The sequence below is a fragment of the Cupriavidus sp. 05L411 genome (assembly GCF_056398045.1).
On sequence record NZ_JBFTOQ010000007.1, the window covers coordinates 101,420 to 116,743 of the forward strand.

Sequence of the window (15,324 nt, forward strand, 5' to 3'; positions counted from 1 at the left end):
GCGCAGGACCAGATCGAAAAAAGGAACGAGACTATGTTGCAGGTCAATGCACTCAACCAGTTCTACGGCGGCAGCCATATCCTGCGCAACGTCACCTTCGAGGTGCCGCAAGGCAAGCTGACGACCTTGCTCGGCCGCAACGGCGTGGGCAAGAGCACCTTGCTCAAATGCCTGATGGGTGTAGTGCCGACCAAGAGCGGCAGCATCAGCTGGGCGGGGCAGGCGCTGGAGAAAAAGCCGCCGTACGAGCGCGTGGCATCGGGGCTGGCCTACGTGCCGCAGGGCCGCGAGATCTTCCCGCGCCTGACGGTCGAAGAGAACCTGCTGATCGGCGCGGCCAGCCTGAAGAGCCCGTCGGGCGTGCCGGACCGCATCTACCAGTTGTTCCCGGTGTTGCGCAGCATGCGCCAGCGCCGCGGCGGCGATCTCTCCGGGGGGCAGCAGCAACAGCTGGCGATCGGCCGCGCGCTGATGAGCGAGCCGGAACTGCTGATCCTGGACGAGCCGACCGAAGGCATCCAGCCCTCGATCATCCAGGACATCGGGCGCGCGCTGCGCCTGCTGGTGGATGAGTTCGGCATGACGGTGCTGCTGGTGGAGCAATACTACGAATTCGCCCGGCACCTGGCGGATCACTACGTGGTGATGAGCCGCGGCGAAGTGGTGGCAAGGGGCGAGGGCGCGAAGATGGAAGAGGAGGGTGTGCGGGAGCTCATCGCGGTGTGATGCGACACGCGGTGCCGCATGATCGTAGTGCTGGTGTGTTCCCCCTCTCCCGCTGTGCGGGAGAGGACGGACGCTGCGCCGGCAGCCGATTGAGTGCCGTCCCGAATGCCGTCCCGAATGCCGCCACGAATCCCACTTCCAGTGCCCCCGGCTGCGCGCTATGATGCCCGCATCCAGCGCACGATGCATTGCCGGCCGCCTCCGCCATTTCAACATTCATGCGTCATCCAGACTTTCCTTCGACCCTCGCCGTGCCGCCAGCATGGGAGGCTAGCCTGCGCCTGCGCTTTGCCGCGCGTGCCGAGCGCAGCGCGCTGGTAGAGCGCCGGCACCAGGGGCCGTTGCTGGTGCAAAAGCCACTCTATCCCGAGGGCTCGATCTGCCACGTGGTGATCCTGCATCCGCCTGCGGGCGTGGCCGGCGGCGACAGCCTGGACATCGCCGTGACAGTGGGCGCCGGCGCCCATGCGGTGCTGGCGACGCCCGGCGCCACCAAGTGGTACAAGTCGCTCGGCCGGGAGGCCGCGCAACGCGTCACGCTGACGCTGGAAGCCGGCGCGCGGGTGGACTGGCTGCCACAGGAGAACATCGTTTTTGACGACGCGCACGCGCGCCTTGCTACCACCGTGACGGTGGCGCCCGGTGCCAGCGCGATCGGCTGGGATGCGATCGTGCTGGGCCGGCAGGCCAGCGGCGAGACCTGGAGCCGCGGCACGCTGGGCATGGAGACCCGGGTGCAGGGCGGCGGCAAGCGCGCGTTGTGGATCGAGAGCGCGCAGCTGGACGCGGCGTCTGCGCTGCGCCAGGCGGTGGCCGGGCTGGACGGGCTCAATGTCATGGGCACGCTGTGGGCGGTAGGTGACGGTGCCACGCAGGAACTCGCCGAGACGCTGGCCGAGCAGCTGCCGTATCGGCCGGACCTGCGCGCTGGCGTGACGCGGCTAGAGCAGGACGGCCAGTCGATGCTGCTGCTGCGCGTGCTGGGCGCGCAGATGGAAGCGGTCAGGCACTTGATGGTCACGGCGTGGAGCGTGCTGCGCGAACCGATCCACGGTGTGCCGGCCAGGCCCCTGAGACTGTGGGCGACGTAGGCGCCGACGCAGGCATTGTGCATCGCGTACCGCACGGACAACACAAAAAAACAACGGGAATACCAAGATGGAACTCACTCCGCGAGAGAAGGACAAGCTGTTGATCTTCACCGCAGCGCTGCTGGCCGAGCGCCGCCGCGCGCGCGGGCTCAAGCTCAACTATCCCGAGGCGGTGGCCTTGATCACCGCCGCCATCATGGAAGGCGCGCGCGACGGCCGCTCCGTGGCGGAGCTGATGCATGAGGGCACGACCGTGCTCTCGCGCGAGGACGTGATGGATGGCGTGGCCGAGATGATCCCGGATATTCAGGTGGAAGCGACTTTCCCCGACGGCACCAAGCTGGTCACCGTGCACCATCCCATCGTTTGAACAAGAGTTTGAACAAGACACGAGGTCAAGACATGAACCACTCCAACCGCTCGCGCGCCGTGAGGCTCGCCACCGTGGGCGCTTCGCTGGCGCTCGCCAGCGCCGCCGCCGTCGCGCATCCGGGCCATGACGCCACCACGGTTGGCGCCAGCCTGTTTGCCGGCTTGCTGCATCCTTTCACTGGCATGGATCACTTGCTCGCCATGGTGGGCGTGGGTGTGTGGAGCGCGCTGGGTGCGCGCTCGCCGCGCGAAGCCTTGCGCATGCCCTTTGCCTTCGTGGCGTTGATGCCCGCCGGCGCGGTGCTTGGCCTCGCCGGCATGAGCCTGCCGCTGGTGGAGCCGATGATTGCCGCGTCGCTGCTGGTGATCGGCTTGCTGGTGACGCTGCGCGCCAAACTGCCAGCATGGGCGGGGATGGCCATCGTGGGCGGCTTCGCCGTCTTCCACGGCTATGCGCACGGATCCGAGTTGCCGGCCACGGCCGGCGCCTTGCCCGCGGTAGCGGCCTATGTGGGCGGCTTCAGCGTGGCCACGATGGGGCTGCACGCGGCCGGCATCGGCCTGGGCGGCGCGCTGCGCCGCCACGCAGGCTGGCTGGCGCGGCTGGCCGGTGCGGGCGTGGCGCTGTATGGCGTCGGCCTGATGGTTGCCTGAGCGCGCTGATCTCGACAAGGAACCCATCATGATTCCCGGTGAACTGATGCCCGCGCAGGGCGAGATCGAACTGAACGCCGGCCGTGCCACGGTCAGCGTGGCGGTGGCCAACACCGGCGACCGCCCGGTCCAGGTCGGCTCGCATTTCCATTTCTACGAGACCAACCCCGCGCTGGATTTTGACCGCGAGGCCACGCGCGGCTTCCGCCTGAATATCGCCGCCGGCACCGCCGTGCGCTTCGAGCCGGGCCAGAGCCGCACGGTGGAACTGGTGGCGCTTGCTGGCGCGCGCATCGTCTACGGCTTCAACGGCAAGATCATGGGAGCGCTGTGATGAGCGTGAAAATCTCCAGGCAGGCTTATGCCGAGATGTTCGGCCCCACCACCGGCGACCGCCTGCGGCTGGCCGACACCGGACTCATCATCGAGGTGGAGAAGGACTTCACCGTCTATGGCGAGGAAGTGAAGTTCGGCGGCGGCAAGGTGATCCGCGACGGCATGGGGCAGAGCCAGCGCATGGCCAAGGACTGCGTCGACACGGTCATCACCAATGCGCTGATCGTCGATCACTGGGGCATCGTCAAGGCCGATATCGGCCTCAAGGACGGGCGCATTGCCTCCATCGGCAAGGCCGGCAACCCGGACATCCAGCCGGGCGTGACCATCGTCGTCGGGCCGGGCACCGAGGTGATCGCGGGCGAGGGCATGATCGTCACCGCTGGCGGCATCGACAGCCACATCCATTTCATCTGCCCACAGCAGATCGAAGAGGCGCTGATGAGCGGCGTCACCACCATGATCGGCGGCGGCACCGGGCCGGCCACCGGCACCTTTGCCACCACCGTCACGCCCGGCCCCTGGTTCATGGAGCGCATGCTGCAGGCGGTGGAAGCCTACCCGATGAATATCGGCCTGCTCGGCAAGGGCAACGCCAGCCTGCCGGGGCCGCTGATGGAGCAGGTCGAGGCCGGCGCCATCGGGCTCAAGCTGCACGAGGACTGGGGCACCACGCCCGCGGCCATCGACAATTGCCTGAGCGTGGCGGATGCCACCGACACGCAGGTGGCGATCCACACCGATACGCTTAACGAGGCCGGCTTTGTCGAGGCCACCGTGGCCGCGTTCAAGGGCCGCACCATCCATACGTATCACACCGAAGGCGCGGGCGGCGGCCATGCGCCCGACATCATCAAGGTGTGCGGCGAGCCCAACGTGCTGCCGTCGTCGACCAACCCGACGCGGCCGTACACCGTCAATACACTCGACGAACACCTCGACATGCTGATGGTCTGCCACCACCTGGACCCGTCGATCGCCGAGGACATCGCCTTCGCCGAGAGCCGCATCCGGCGCGAGACCATTGCCGCCGAGGACATCCTGCATGACCTTGGCGCGTTCTCGATGATCTCCAGCGATTCGCAGGCCATGGGCCGGGTTGGCGAGGTGATCATCCGCACCTGGCAGACCGCGCACAAGATGGCCGCGCAGCGCGGCAAGCTGCCCGGCGACCCCAACGACGCGCGCGGCGGGCATGACAATTTCCGCGTCAAGCGCTACATCGCCAAGTACACGATCAACCCGGCGCTCACGCACGGCATCGCGCACGAGGTGGGCTCGGTCGAAGTCGGCAAGTGGGCCGACCTGGTGCTGTGGAAGCCGGCCTTCTTCGGCGTCAAGCCGAGCCTGATCTTGAAGGGCGGGATGATCGCCGCGGCAGCGATGGGCGACCCCAACGCATCGATCCCCACGCCGCAGCCCGTGCACTACCGCCCGATGTTCGGCGCCGCCGGACGCGCCCTGCACAAGTCATCGCTGACCTTCGTTTCACAAGCGGCGCTGGCCGCCGATGTGGGCGGGCGTTACGGCCTGAACAAGGTGCTTTCCGCGGTACAAGGCACGCGCACCGTGGGCAAGCGCGACATGGTGCACAATGACTGGCAGCCGAACGTCACGGTGGATCCCGAGACCTACCAGGTGGTGGCCGACGGCCAGTTGCTGATCTGCGAGCCGGCTACCGTACTGCCGATGGCGCAGCGCTATTTCCTCTTCTGAAGGGCTGCTTTGCAAAAGATCGACAAACACCTTGCCGCCCCGCACGGCATCGCCGCTGTGCTGGTGCGCCGCGCGCCCAAGCTGGTGCTGCCTTTTTCCGAACGCAGCAAAAGCCGCCTGCGCGCCACTCTCGACAACGGCGAAGACGTGGCGCTGTTCCTTGCGCGCGGCACCGTGCTGCGCGGCGGCGACCTGCTGGTCACCGAAGGCGGCGTCTTTGTCGAAGTGCAGGCCGCGCCGGAATCCGTGCTGCAAGTCGGCGCCAGCGATCCGCAGGCACTGATGCGCGCGGCCTACCACCTTGGCAATCGCCACACGCCGGTGGAAGTGGGCCGCGACTACCTGCGCCTGGAATTCGACCCGGTGCTCGCGGACATGCTGGCCCGCCTCGGCGTGCAGGCCGAACGCGCGGAACTGCCGTTCGAGCCGGAAGCCGGCGCCTACGGCGGCGGGCACAAGCATGGGCACGATGCGACGTTTGCCGAGGACTACGCCGCGGCGCAGGCAGTGTTCCATGAGCATCATGGGCACGATCATGATCACGATCACGATCATGGCCATGCGCACAGTCATGATCACGGCGATGAACATGGCCATGACCATGCGCCACATGTGCATGACAAGAGCTGCGGGCACAAGCACTGAGGCGTTGCGCTAAAGCCGTCCCATGACCCAGCTCTCCCAACTCATTTCCCTGCTGCACCTCGCCTCGCCGGCGCTGCCGATCGGCGGCTTCAGCTATTCGCAAGGGCTGGAGGCTGCCATCGAGTGCGGCATGGTGCGCGATGCCGGCAGCGCGGAGCAGTGGGTGCGCAGCAACCTGCTGGACGTGCAGGCGCAGTGCGAAGCGCCCGTGTGGCTGCTGCTGTATCGCCATTGGCGCACGCTGGATGCAACGCGCCTGGCCGAATGGAACGACTGGTTCCATGCCACGCGCGAAAGCGCCGAGTTGCGGCTGGAGACCGAGCAGATGGGTTGGTCGCTGGCGCGGCTGGTGGCGCAGATGGCGTGGGGCGATGCCGCGCTGCGCGCGCAGCTGGCGGCGTTGTCGCCGGTGTGCCTGCCTACTGCGTTTGCCGCGGCTTGCGTGGCGCTGGACGTGAGTGAGCGCGACGGCCTGGCGGCTTATTGCTTCAGCTGGGCGGAGAATCAGGTGTCGGCGGCGCTCAAGGCGGTGCCGCTGGGGCAGGTGGCCGGGCAGCACATCCTGCGCAGGCTGCATCCCGCGGTGCTTGAGACCGTCGACGAGGCCGTGCGGCGCGCCGCTGCCGAGCCGCCGCTGCTGTCTACTTTTTCCCCGATGCTGGGGCTGCTGTCCGCGCGCCATGAGACGCAGTACTCGCGGCTGTTCCGTTCCTGAAGCGAACCACGGCAGCATTCAAACGATTCCCCAAGACAAGATGTCCACCATGACCCAGGCTCGTACCAAGAAGAATCCTCCGTTGCGCGTCGGCGTGGGCGGCCCCGTCGGTTCCGGCAAGACCACCTTGCTGGAGATGCTGTGCAAGGCCATGCGCGCGCGCTATGACCTGGTCGCCATCACCAACGATATCTACACCAAGGAAGACCAGCGCCTGCTGACCATCTCCGGTGCCTTGCCGGCGGAGCGCATCATGGGCGTGGAAACCGGCGGCTGCCCGCACACAGCGATCCGCGAGGATGCCTCGATCAACCTGGAAGCGGTCGATCGCATGCTGGGCAAGTTTCCCGATGCCGACATCGTTTTCATCGAGTCCGGCGGCGATAACCTGGCGGCCACCTTCAGCCCGGAGCTGTCGGACCTGACCATCTATGTGATCGACGTGGCCGGCGGCGAGAAGATCCCGCGCAAGGGTGGACCGGGCATCACCAAGTCGGATCTGCTGGTGATCAACAAGACCGACCTGGCCCCTTATGTTGGCGCCAACCTGGAAGTGATGGAAAGCGATGCGCGCAAGATGCGTGGCGCGCGCCCGTTCGTGATGGGCAGCGTGAAGTCGGGGCAGGGGCTGGATGAGGTGATCGCATTCATCGAGCGCCAGGGCATGCTGGGGGGGTAACGCCGGGCTGCCGCCACAACGCCGCAGCTTGTGGCATACTTGCCGATCCATGACGTTCCATTCGCTCGCCCCTTCTTCGCTTCGCCGCGGCACCGATACCGGTGCTGCCGCCGCATGCGTGGGCGCCGAGCTGCCGGCGGGGCTTGCCTCCACGTCCGGCGCGTCGTCGATTTCCTTCTCGTTCTCCATTATTCGAATTATCCGGGGTCGCTGAGCTGCGGCTTTGGCTGGTGCTCGGTGGCCCGTGGTCCCTCCCTTGCCGTGCACGGCCATAGGGGCCTGCACGCGACCAACCGATTCGATGGAGAACACCCGATGTCCGATCTTTCCGACCTGCGCGCGCACGCTCGCTATCCCTTGCTGACCGAAATCCAGAGCACCGCGCGGCGCCTGCAAGGCAAGGTGCTGGAGACACCCGTGTGGCGCTGGCAGACCGGGGCGGCCCTGCAACTCGATGCCGGCACGGAGGTCTGGCTCAAGCTGGAACTGTTCCAGATCACCGGCACCTTCAAGGTACGTGGCGCGCTCAACAGCATCGAGCACATGGATGCATCTGCGCGGGCGCGTGGCGTGGTGGCGGCCAGCGCTGGCAACCATGCCATGGCGGTGGCCTATGCGGCCAAGGTGGCCGGCGTCGGCGCCAAGCTGGCCATGCCGGCCACCGCCAGCCCCGCGCGCGTGGCGGCCTGCCGCGAGGCGGGTGCCGAGGTGCTGTTGCTGCCGGACGTGCATGCCGCCTTTGACCACGCGCTGCAGCTGGTGGCCGACGAAGGCCGCACCATGGTGCACCCCTACGACGGCCCGCTGATCGCGCAGGGCACCGCAACGGTCGGGCTTGAGCTGATGCGCCAGGTGGCTGGGCTGGATGCGGTGGTGGTGCCGGTGGGCGGTGGCGGCCTGTGCGGCGGCATTGCCGCGGCGGTCAAGCAGATCAATCCGGCTTGCCGGGTCTATGGGGTCGAGCCGGAAGGCGCCGATGCCATGAACCGCAGCTTCGAGGCCGGGCGGCCGCAAACGCTGGAGCGTGTCACGACGGTGGCCGACAGCCTGGGCGCGCCTTACGCGCTGGACTACAGCTACGGCGTGTGCCGCCAGTTTGTCGACGGCATGGTACGCGTCTCCGACGAGGCGATACGCGCGGCCATGCGCATCCTCTATCGCGACATGAAGCTGGCCACGGAGCCGGCTACCGCGGTGTCCACTGCCGCGCTGCTGGGGCCGCTGCGCCAGACGCTGGCGGGCAAGAAGGTCGCGCTGATCGTGTGCGGGTCCAATCTCGACGCAGCGCGCTTTGCCGAACTGCTGGCAGTGGACGAACCCGCCAGCGCCAGCTGAATCCGCTGCCGTCAGGCCTGCACGGCCCTGACGGCGATCGTGCGCGCCACCGATGCGATCACGTCCTGCTCTGCATCGGTCATCAAGGCCATATGGCGCACCGTGACACGCTGTGCCGGCGTGATGTTGAACTCGGCGCAGCGTTGTTCCAGCACGAGCGCGCCGCCGCGGCCGCCGCTGTCGGCCTCGCTGAAGTTGAGCATCTCGCTGGAGTCCACGCCCAGCGTGCCGGCCAGCGCGCAGATATTGATCAAGGAGACATTGCGCACGCCGCGCTCGATGCCGCTGAGGTAGGAGCGCGCCATGCCGCTTTCGAGCGCGAGCTTTTCCTGTGACCAGCCACGCTGTTTGCGCAGCTCGGCAAGGTGCAGCCCGAAGAGCTTGAGAGGATCGGCGACCATGGCTCTGTAGGTGATTGAGAACGGATCGAGGCTAAGGGTTTGACCTCTTTGTAGCGACGCCTTATAGTAGTACGCACTATAGGTCACTGGTCTGGCACTCGCCGCAGGTAGTCGCAGGTAGTCGCAAATAGCCACATGTCGCCGCACGTCGTTGCGTGCCAGATGAAACGCGGCGCCAACACGTTGCCGACAACCTGCGGATGATGCCCGCCGGCGAAGGGTAAAACCTTGTCCAAGTGTTACGAATGGGTTTTGCAGCCGCTACAAGGAATGAGGCGGCCCGCCTCGGCATCTGGTCAAGGCGGCGAGCACCAGGCCAAAAAAAGGAATCACGACCTCGGCATAGGGGCACTCCAATCCCCGGGGAAGCGCGGCGCTGTATTTTTCCATTACGTGGAGAGTAGGTGCCATGCGTATTTTTTCGTTGTTCGACGCGCAGATGCGCGGCGAAATCCTGCCAGGCGGAACCGCGTCGCAGTTGCGCGTGGGCCTGCAGGTGAGGGTGGTGCCGGAAGCCGCCGGCCTGGGCAGCAGTGGGGACTACATCTTTTTGCGGCAAGGCGCAATGCAGTCCGGCATTGTCACCACGCGCGCCGAGTGGTGGGCTTGCCTGCACGGCACGATCAAGCTGACCCCGGTAGGCGGCGAGCCGGTGCTGGTGTCGGTGGGTGGCGTGTATGCGCTGCGCCAGGCCGAGCGCGTGCATCTGGCGGTGCTGCAGGACACGGTATTGATGCGTGCGATCCTGGACCCGAATGCCGTCGGGCTGGTGGGAGCGGGCGTGACCAGCAGCTACGATGCCTTTGCCGTGGGCCAGGCGGATCTCTGGCAGGCCGATGGCGCACAGCACGGTGCGGATGGCGTGCCGCGCGCCAATGCGGCCTTTGTCTCTCTGGCCGAGGGTGAGCCTGAATGGGCGCTGCGCTTGCGCGCGGGCGGGCTGAACTGGGCGGCCTGCCATGCGGGCACGCTATGCCTGCAGTGGCATTCGCCATGGCCGCATGTCGAGCGGCAGGTGGCGTACCTGCAGCCCGGCATGGTCTTCGCGCCGGATCCCGATGAGGCATACCGGGTCGAGGCGCTGCATCCCGTGGCGAGCCTGCTGTGCTGCCTGCAGGCACCGGCGCGCGTGGCCGGCGCGGGCGAGATGCAGGTGGTTTCCCTGCATTGACCGCCTGGCGCCATGGCCGCACCGGCGGGCTGCTCAGCGGCGCTGGTACTGGGTGGCGCCGAACAGGATTTCCCGTTCCTTGTCGCCGCTCAGCGGCTTGCGTTCCTGCGCCAGCACCGCGACACCGCGCTGCACGGCGGGCCGCTCGGCGATATCAAGGAACCAGCGCTTCAGGTGCGGATAGTCGTCCAGCTCCACCCCCTGGTTCTGCCAGCTGCGCAGCCACGGGAACGTTGCGATATCCGCCACGGAGTATTCGCTGCCGGCCAGCCAGGCATGTTCCGACAATTGCTTGTCGATGACGCCGTACAAGCGTTTGGCCTCGTTGGTGTAGCGGTTGATGGCGTACTCGATCTGCTGTGGCGCATACATACGGAAATGGTGCGCCTGGCCAAGCATCGGGCCGACGCCGCCCATCTGGAACATCAGCCATTGCAGCGCGTCGTACTTGCCGCGCACGTCCTCGGGCAGGAACTTGCCGGTCTTGCCGGCGAGGTAAAGCAGGATGGCGCCGGACTCGAACAGCGAGATGGGTTTGCCGTCCGGGCCGTCGGGGTCGACGATGGCCGGGATCTTGTTGTTCGGGCTGATCTTGAGGAAGTCCTCGCCGAACTGGTCGCCGGCGCCAATATTGATGGGGTGGACCTTGTACGCGAGGCCGCACTCCTCGAGCATGATGTGGATTTTGTGGCCGTTGGGCGTGGGCCAGCTGTAGACGTCGATCATCGGGAAGGGCTCCTGGCTGCGATCGTGCAAACGGTGAATCGCCACATCAACCACTCGCGTGGCGAACCGCGCGATTTAAGCACAGAAGAAAAAAACGCGCAGACTGGCTGCGCGTTTTCCATGTTGCCAGCAGGGCCGGCGGAGAGGCCGGTTGTGGCCCGCTGTGGCGGATTGCGGATCGTTGCGGCTTAGAAGCCGCGTGTCACCGGCATGCTGATGTCGTCCGAGCTCACGCCCATGTGCTTGGCCAGCTCCAGCTTGGCGATGGCGTTGCGGTGCACCTCGTCCGGGCCGTCGGCCAGGCGCAGGGTGCGCTGGTGCGCCCACCAGTTGGCCAGCGGGAATTCGTCCGAGACGCCAGCGGCGCCGTGCACCTGGATGGCCCAGTCGATCACCTTCAGCGCCATGTTGGGGGCGACGACCTTGATCATGGCGATCTCGGCCTTGGCCACCTTGTTGCCGGCGGTGTCCATCATGTAGGCGGCCTTGAGCGTCAGCAGGCGCGCCATTTCGATTTCGCAGCGGGCTTCGGCGATGCGCTCGCGCGTCACGCCCTGGGCGGCCACCGGCTTGCCGAATGCGACGCGCGACAGGGCGCGCTTGCACAGCAGTTCCAGCGCGCGCTCGGCCACGCCGATGCTACGCATGCAGTGGTGGATGCGGCCCGGGCCGAGGCGGCCTTGGGCGATCTCGAAGCCGCGGCCTTCGCCCAGCAGGATGTTGGCTGCCGGCACGCGCACGTCCTTCAGCTCGATCTCCATGTGGCCGTGCGGCGCGTCGTCGTAGCCGAACACCGGCAGGAAGCGCTTGATGGTGATGCCCGCGGTATCGGCCGGCACCACGATCATCGATTGTTGTTCATGACGGCCCGCTTCCGGGTCGGTCTTGCCCATCACGATATAGACCTCGCAACGGGGGTCGCCCGCGCCCGACGACCACCACTTGGTGCCGTTGATCACGTATTCGTCGCCATCGCGGCGGATGCTGCAGCAGATATTGGTGGCGTCCGACGAAGCCACGGCCGGCTCGGTCATCAGGAAGGCTGAACGGATCTCGCCGCGCAGCAGCGGCTCAAGCCACTTGTCCTTGAGTTCTTCCGACGCGTAGCGCTCCAGCGTCTCCATGTTGCCGGTATCGGGCGCCGCGCAGTTGAAGACTTCGGCCGACCAGGGCACCCGGCCCATGATCTCGCACAGCGGTGCGTATTCCAGGTTGGACAGGCCTTCCGGGGCACGCTTGGAATGGGGCAGGAACAGGTTCCACAGGCCGGCTTCGCGTGCCAGCGGCTTGAGTTCCTCGATCACCTTGGTCGGGACCCAGGCGTTGCCGGCCTGGCGGTTGGCCTGGATCTCGGCGTAGAAGCGCTTCTCGTTCGGATAGATGTGCTTGTCGAAGAAGGCCAGCAGGCGAGCCTGCATTTCCTTGACCTTGGGGGTGTACTCGAATTGCATGTTGTCTCCTCCACCTCTGAATGAGGCCGGTATCGGTTGGGCCGCCGCGGGTTGCGGTGGGCCGTTTCCGGCACCGGCGGACGCGGTTTGCGCCGACTGGAGAGGACTGTACCGCAATCCAGGTAATTAGAAAAATGAATTTTCTGGATTTGTCAGTATCAATACCATGCATTCCATGCCAGAATGCCCGTCATGCAGCTATCCCGCATCGACCTGAATCTCTTCGTGGTGTTCGACGCTATCTATAGCGAAGGCAGCATCACGGCCGCCGCCCGCCAGCTTAACCTGACCCAGCCCGCGGTCAGCCACGCGCTGGGGCGCATGCGCCTCTTGTTTGACGACCCGCTATTCGAGCGGCGGGGGCAGGGCATGGCACCCACGCCACTGGCTCGCTCGCTGGCCGCCGAGGTGCGCACCGCCCTGCAGTCCTTTGCCCGCACCTTGCAGGACACGCCGCATTTCGATCCGGCGGCCACGGTGCGCCGCTTCACCATTGGCATGCGCGATGCGCTGGAGTCCACCCTGCTGCCGCCCCTGATGGCGCGCGTGACCGCGATGGCGCCGCAGGTGGAGATCGCGGCGATCCGCTTCGACCGGCGCGAGATGGAATCGGAACTGCTGGCTGGCACGCTCGATGCGGCCATCGATATCTTGCTGCCGGTGTCGCCGGCCATCCATCACACGCCCTTCATGGCCGACCCGATGGTGGTGCTGGCCCGCCGCGACCATCCGCTGATGAAGAAGGAGCTGACGCTGGAGCGCTACCTGGCCGCCGAGCACGTGCATGTGTCGTCCCGCCGGCGCGGGGCCGGCCTGGAAGACCAGGCGCTGCACCGCATGGGCCTGACGCGCCGGGTGCGGCTGCGCTGCCAGCATTACGCCGCGGCCTGCCGGGTGGTGAGCTGCACTGACTTGCTGGCCACGCTGCCGCTGCGCTACGCGCGCATCGCCAACGAGCCATATGCCAACCGCCTGCTCTCGCTGCCCTTCAAGGTGCCTACGCTGGAACTGCACCTTTACTGGCATGCCGGTGGCGAGAATGATGGCGCCAATCGCTGGCTGCGCGAGCAGCTGCTGGCGGTGATCAACTCGCTCGGCGGTGGTGTGGGCGAGGTGGCCCAGGACTGAGCGCGCCGAGCCTCGTCCCCAGCGCCTACCAGGATGCGCTGTCGGCCTGGCGCTCGATGCGCACGGTGGCAGGCGGCAACGTGCTGTCGGCCTGCACCGCATAGGGCAGCGGCGGCCGGTATTGCGCCGGCACCGCCTGCCATAGCCGCTCGACCCACGCCCGTACCTCGGGGCTGGCCGGCGCCGACGCCGTGACACGCAGCGCCAGCTGCGCCCCGGCGGCGGGCTCTGCCCCCGACGGGGCGGACAGCAAGCGCTCCACCGCTAGCTGAGGTTCTTCCCGCAAGCTCATCGTCAACGTTCCCGCTCTTTGCCCGCGTGCGGCAGGCGCGGGTGCGCGTGCCGCATCGGCCTGCTGCGACGGGCTGGCACGCAGTGCCAACCTGGGTGCATCGATGGTTGGCGCTGGCGCCGGTGGGGCGATGGGGGCGATCGGGGCTGGCGGCGCAATGGCCGCCATCGGCGCGATCGGCGCCATGGATGCCATGGGTGCCGGGGCACGTACCGCCGGCGCTGCTGCTGCGGCGGGAGGCGCTCCGGCAGAGAGCGAGCCTGCCATGCCTGCTGCGCTTTCCCTGGGTTCAGGTGCACGCTGTTCCGCTAGCCGGTCCGGCTCGCGCGGCGCGGCCTTGGCCTGTGCCTCGGCGGGCGGCGGGCGCAGGGGCTGCGCGTTCGGCGTGGCGGGCGGGCTGGCCGGTGCAGGCGCAGGCTGTGCGGCTTGAGTGGCTTGAGTGGCTTGAGCGGCCGGCGGAGGCACTGGCGCATCCGCTCGCGGCGATGCCGGCTGTCCCGCGGATTCCGCTTGCGGAGCCGGGGCCGGAGCCGCCGGCTGCACCGCCGCTTGTGCCACCGGCTTGGCGGGCTCCGCCTGCTTTGCCGCCTTGTTTGCCGCCGTGTCCGCCACGGGGGCCGGGGCTTGGGCGGGTAACGTGATTTCGCCGTTGCGCAGGTCAAGCTGGCGCATGACGATCTGCAGCGACAAGACGCCCACGCCGAGGGTGGCGGCGAGCGCGCCCAGCGCGGGCCACCAGCGCCGTGCGGGGCTGGCGCGGGGCGGCTTGCCAGTTGGCTCTGCGCCGGCGGCCGGTTGCGCGGGCAGCGCCTGCTCACGCAGCCACGCCTGCGCAGCCTCGCTGACAGGCGCGCCGAGCACGCTTTGCGGCACGTCGCCGCGCCGGATTTCCTCCAGCACGGCATGGCGGCGCGTGGCCTGCGCCGCTTGCATCCGAGCGGCTTGCGCCATGACCGATGCCTGCAATCCCGCCGGCGGCGTGAAATCCAGTTCGTCATCGTCGGCGGGCGCCTCGGCTTGTTCGGCGTAGGCCCGGACCTTGGCCGGCAGCGAGGCTGGCGGCAGCGGCGCTGGCGCGTTGCGCGCCGCCTGCTCCGCACGCGCCGCAGCCATCACCGAGGCCTCCAGCGAGGCGGGCGGTACAAAGGCGGGTAACTCGCGCAGCAATGCCGCGAGCCGGTCCTCGCCGGCGATGAAGCGTTCGTCCGCGCTCATGGCAGCCGCTCCTGCGACGGCGTGGCCACCAGGTTCTCGCGCAGCCGCGCAAAGGCGTAGCGCAGCCGGCTCTTGATGGTCTCGAACTTCTCGCCCAGCGTCAGGGCGATGTCCTCCACGCTCATCTCGCTGAAGAAGCGCAGCACGATCACCTCGCGCTGCGCCGCCGGCAGCGCCAGCAGCGCTTGCCGCACGCCCTGCAGGTTCTGGCGCAACTGCGCCTCGGCCTCGGGGCTGAGGTCGTCGGCAGGCACGGCGAGGTGCGTCTCGTCGAGCGTGTCGCGCTGGCGCTCGTAGGCGCCGCGCAACTGGTCCAGCCAGGTATTGCGCGCGATCTGGAACAGGAAGGTGCGCAGGGCCGCGCTGGGCTGGTAGTCCGCGCAGCGGGTCATCAGCTTGACCCAGGTCTTCTGGGTCACGTCCTCGGCCTCGCCGGTGTTGCCCTGGCAAAGCCAGGCCACGTAGTTGTACAGCGCCGCGTTGTGGCGGCGGAACAGCTCGGCCACCGGCTGCTCGATCAGGCCGTTGGCGACCAGCAGCATCAGGTCGGTATCCGGCAGCGCGGACAGCCCGGCAGAGGATGGGGAGGGCGGGGCGCCAGGTGAGGAGGCATGCATGCGCGGGAGTATATGACAGCCCCGCGCGCCGCTGCGAGGCGCTGTCCGTGCCGG

General features: G+C 67.5%; 18 protein-coding genes. 13 read left to right on the forward strand and 5 right to left on the reverse strand.

Annotated elements, in window-relative coordinates; translation table 11 throughout:
- Nucleotides 1-33 precede the first annotated feature (33 nt).
- The 11 genes from urtE (at nt 34) to AC1DQR_RS10185 (ending at nt 8,269) form a co-directional block, all read left to right on the forward strand.
- Entirely contained in the window at nt 34-726 is a 693-nt protein-coding gene (gene urtE / locus AC1DQR_RS10135; RefSeq protein WP_006156811.1) for an urea ABC transporter ATP-binding subunit UrtE, read from the forward strand.
- Nucleotides 727-944: 218 nt separating this feature from the next.
- On the forward strand, nt 945-1,817 hold the full coding sequence (locus AC1DQR_RS10140) for an urease accessory protein UreD (RefSeq protein ID WP_416048019.1): 873 nt from the start codon (nt 945-947) through the stop codon (nt 1,815-1,817).
- A 67-nt stretch (nt 1,818-1,884) separates the two neighbouring features.
- A complete protein-coding gene (locus AC1DQR_RS10145; RefSeq protein ID WP_043351444.1) occupies nt 1,885-2,187 on the forward strand; it encodes an urease subunit gamma in 303 nt (100 codons plus the stop codon).
- A 32-nt stretch (nt 2,188-2,219) separates the two neighbouring features.
- A complete protein-coding gene (locus AC1DQR_RS10150) occupies nt 2,220-2,843 on the forward strand; it encodes a HupE/UreJ family protein (RefSeq protein ID WP_416048020.1) in 624 nt (207 codons plus the stop codon).
- 28 nt (nt 2,844-2,871) lie between these two features.
- A complete protein-coding gene (locus AC1DQR_RS10155) occupies nt 2,872-3,177 on the forward strand; it encodes an urease subunit beta (protein WP_150983775.1) in 306 nt (101 codons plus the stop codon).
- Nucleotides 3,177-4,895 (forward strand): urease subunit alpha, encoded by a 1,719-nt coding sequence (ureC, locus tag AC1DQR_RS10160; RefSeq protein WP_150983776.1) that lies wholly within the window; start codon nt 3,177-3,179, stop codon nt 4,893-4,895. Before AC1DQR_RS10155 ends, ureC begins: the two co-directional genes overlap by 1 nt.
- Nucleotides 4,896-4,904: 9 nt before the next feature.
- Entirely contained in the window at nt 4,905-5,540 is a 636-nt protein-coding gene (gene ureE, locus AC1DQR_RS10165) for an urease accessory protein UreE (protein ID WP_416048021.1), read from the forward strand.
- Between the two features lie 22 nt (nt 5,541-5,562).
- Nucleotides 5,563-6,255, forward strand: coding sequence for an urease accessory protein UreF (locus tag AC1DQR_RS10170; RefSeq protein ID WP_416048022.1), 693 nt, complete (start codon nt 5,563-5,565; stop codon nt 6,253-6,255).
- Nucleotides 6,256-6,304: 49 nt separating this feature from the next.
- Entirely contained in the window at nt 6,305-6,934 is a 630-nt protein-coding gene (ureG, locus tag AC1DQR_RS10175) for an urease accessory protein UreG (RefSeq protein WP_416050454.1), read from the forward strand.
- Between the two features lie 49 nt (nt 6,935-6,983).
- Nucleotides 6,984-7,148, forward strand: coding sequence for a hypothetical protein (locus AC1DQR_RS10180; protein ID WP_477132946.1), 165 nt, complete (start codon nt 6,984-6,986; stop codon nt 7,146-7,148).
- Nucleotides 7,149-7,249: 101 nt separating this feature from the next.
- Nucleotides 7,250-8,269, forward strand: coding sequence for a threonine/serine dehydratase (locus AC1DQR_RS10185; protein WP_416048023.1), 1,020 nt, complete (start codon nt 7,250-7,252; stop codon nt 8,267-8,269).
- A gap of 11 nt (nt 8,270-8,280) precedes the next feature.
- Here the strand turns inward: AC1DQR_RS10185 and AC1DQR_RS10190 are convergent, their stop codons facing one another.
- The gene (locus AC1DQR_RS10190) at nt 8,281-8,670 is read right to left on the reverse strand and encodes a helix-turn-helix domain-containing protein (protein WP_416048024.1); all 390 of its coding nucleotides are present in this window, start codon (nt 8,668-8,670) and stop codon (nt 8,281-8,283) included.
- Nucleotides 8,671-9,079: 409 nt separating this feature from the next.
- Between AC1DQR_RS10190 and AC1DQR_RS10195 the strand changes: the two genes are divergently transcribed.
- The gene (locus tag AC1DQR_RS10195) at nt 9,080-9,841 is read left to right on the forward strand and encodes a hypothetical protein (protein WP_477132947.1); all 762 of its coding nucleotides are present in this window, start codon (nt 9,080-9,082) and stop codon (nt 9,839-9,841) included.
- Nucleotides 9,842-9,874: 33 nt separating this feature from the next.
- Here the strand turns inward: AC1DQR_RS10195 and AC1DQR_RS10200 are convergent, their stop codons facing one another.
- Entirely contained in the window at nt 9,875-10,567 is a 693-nt protein-coding gene (locus AC1DQR_RS10200) for a glutathione binding-like protein (RefSeq protein ID WP_416048026.1), read from the reverse strand.
- A gap of 188 nt (nt 10,568-10,755) precedes the next feature.
- Nucleotides 10,756-12,018 (reverse strand): acyl-CoA dehydrogenase family protein, encoded by a 1,263-nt coding sequence (locus AC1DQR_RS10205; RefSeq protein WP_253932722.1) that lies wholly within the window; start codon nt 12,016-12,018, stop codon nt 10,756-10,758.
- A 192-nt stretch (nt 12,019-12,210) separates the two neighbouring features.
- Between AC1DQR_RS10205 and AC1DQR_RS10210 the strand changes: the two genes are divergently transcribed.
- Entirely contained in the window at nt 12,211-13,146 is a 936-nt protein-coding gene (locus AC1DQR_RS10210) for a LysR family transcriptional regulator (RefSeq protein ID WP_174422885.1), read from the forward strand.
- A 25-nt stretch (nt 13,147-13,171) separates the two neighbouring features.
- Here AC1DQR_RS10210 and AC1DQR_RS10215 read toward each other — a convergent pair whose 3' ends face one another.
- Complete coding sequence (locus tag AC1DQR_RS10215) at nt 13,172-14,653, reverse strand: hypothetical protein (protein ID WP_477132948.1); 1,482 nt, start codon at nt 14,651-14,653, stop codon at nt 13,172-13,174.
- Entirely contained in the window at nt 14,650-15,270 is a 621-nt protein-coding gene (locus AC1DQR_RS10220; RefSeq protein ID WP_477132949.1) for an RNA polymerase sigma factor, read from the reverse strand. Before AC1DQR_RS10220 ends, AC1DQR_RS10215 begins: the two co-directional genes overlap by 4 nt.
- Nucleotides 15,271-15,324: the final 54 nt, after the last annotated feature.

Bases quoted from the DNA above. Each gene is read 5' to 3' on its own strand.
- urtE (WP_006156811.1), top strand. From the start codon at position 34: ATGTTGCAGGTCAATGCACTCAACCAGTTCTACGGCGGCAGCCATATC.
- AC1DQR_RS10140 (WP_416048019.1), top strand. From the start codon at position 945: ATGCGTCATCCAGACTTTCCTTCGACCCTCGCCGTGCCGCCAGCATGG.
- AC1DQR_RS10145 (WP_043351444.1), top strand. From the start codon at position 1,885: ATGGAACTCACTCCGCGAGAGAAGGACAAGCTGTTGATCTTCACCGCA.
- AC1DQR_RS10150 (WP_416048020.1), top strand. From the start codon at position 2,220: ATGAACCACTCCAACCGCTCGCGCGCCGTGAGGCTCGCCACCGTGGGC.
- AC1DQR_RS10155 (WP_150983775.1), top strand. From the start codon at position 2,872: ATGATTCCCGGTGAACTGATGCCCGCGCAGGGCGAGATCGAACTGAAC.
- ureC (WP_150983776.1), top strand. From the start codon at position 3,177: ATGAGCGTGAAAATCTCCAGGCAGGCTTATGCCGAGATGTTCGGCCCC.
- AC1DQR_RS10170 (WP_416048022.1), top strand. From the start codon at position 5,563: ATGACCCAGCTCTCCCAACTCATTTCCCTGCTGCACCTCGCCTCGCCG.
- ureG (WP_416050454.1), top strand. From the start codon at position 6,305: ATGACCCAGGCTCGTACCAAGAAGAATCCTCCGTTGCGCGTCGGCGTG.
- AC1DQR_RS10180 (WP_477132946.1), top strand. From the start codon at position 6,984: ATGACGTTCCATTCGCTCGCCCCTTCTTCGCTTCGCCGCGGCACCGAT.
- AC1DQR_RS10185 (WP_416048023.1), top strand. From the start codon at position 7,250: ATGTCCGATCTTTCCGACCTGCGCGCGCACGCTCGCTATCCCTTGCTG.
- AC1DQR_RS10190 (WP_416048024.1), bottom strand. From the start codon at position 8,670: ATGGTCGCCGATCCTCTCAAGCTCTTCGGGCTGCACCTTGCCGAGCTG.
- AC1DQR_RS10195 (WP_477132947.1), top strand. From the start codon at position 9,080: ATGCGTATTTTTTCGTTGTTCGACGCGCAGATGCGCGGCGAAATCCTG.
- AC1DQR_RS10200 (WP_416048026.1), bottom strand. From the start codon at position 10,567: ATGATCGACGTCTACAGCTGGCCCACGCCCAACGGCCACAAAATCCAC.
- AC1DQR_RS10205 (WP_253932722.1), bottom strand. From the start codon at position 12,018: ATGCAATTCGAGTACACCCCCAAGGTCAAGGAAATGCAGGCTCGCCTG.
- AC1DQR_RS10210 (WP_174422885.1), top strand. From the start codon at position 12,211: ATGCAGCTATCCCGCATCGACCTGAATCTCTTCGTGGTGTTCGACGCT.
- AC1DQR_RS10215 (WP_477132948.1), bottom strand. From the start codon at position 14,653: ATGAGCGCGGACGAACGCTTCATCGCCGGCGAGGACCGGCTCGCGGCA.
- AC1DQR_RS10220 (WP_477132949.1), bottom strand. From the start codon at position 15,270: ATGCATGCCTCCTCACCTGGCGCCCCGCCCTCCCCATCCTCTGCCGGG.